This is a genomic window from Bacillus sp. LR--39, assembly GCF_053613335.1.
In genome coordinates this window covers 1-649 of the sequence record NZ_JBSIOT010001042.1, presented here as the reverse complement: position 1 = coordinate 649, position 649 = coordinate 1, and the positions used below count along the sequence as shown (strand labels likewise).

Here is a 649-nt window from a genome sequence, read left to right as displayed (position 1 = left end):
AAGTGATAAAGATGTCAATGCTGAAGTTTTTAGCCTTAGACTATGGAGCCGCTTTATTGAATATTATTGTGCTGGCCACGCTGGCCTTTATGATTTCGGTCATCCTAAGAAGCGCGGTCGTCTCTGTCGGTCTTTCGCTGTTCGTCTTTTTTACAGGGTCTGCGATTACTCAATTTTTAGCGGCAAAATTTGATTGGACCAAGTATACGATCTTTGCAAATTCAGATCTCAGTCAATACATTGATGGGGAGCCGTTTATTCAAGATATGACTCTTTCATTTTCAGCGGCTGTGATTGCTGTTTATTTTATTCTTTTTCTGGCTGTCTCCTTTTGGGTTTTTCAAAAGCGGGATATTGTCACGTCATAACATTGCAGCAAAAAGCGGAGCTCGATTTACAGCTCCGCTTTCTCCTGTTCTGTGCTGTTGTATGTTCGCTCCACGACTGAAGCAAGCGTATCGATGAACCGCGGATCAGTGTTCGGCATAGGCGGACGGTGATAGCTTGCGCCAAGCTCGTCCGTAACCACTTTGCACTCATAGTCGTTGTCATACAGAACTTCCAGGTGGTCAGATACAAAACCGACTGGTGCGTAAATGAATGACCGGAAGCCTTCTTCATACAGTTCCTTTGTTAAGTCTTGGACGTC

Annotated in this window: 1 protein-coding gene and 1 pseudogene; one reads left to right on the top strand and one right to left on the bottom strand. The window is 44.4% G+C overall.

The window, feature by feature from the left end; genetic code table 11:
• Positions 1-368 (top strand): annotated as a pseudogene (locus tag ACWHAR_RS28295) (ABC transporter permease); the annotation flags it as partial.
• 26 nt (positions 369-394) lie between these two features.
• Here ACWHAR_RS28295 and ACWHAR_RS28290 read toward each other — a convergent pair.
• Positions 395-649, bottom strand: a 255-nt coding sequence (locus tag ACWHAR_RS28290) for a ferrochelatase (RefSeq protein ID WP_452088595.1), incomplete at its 5' end; no start/stop codon positions are given.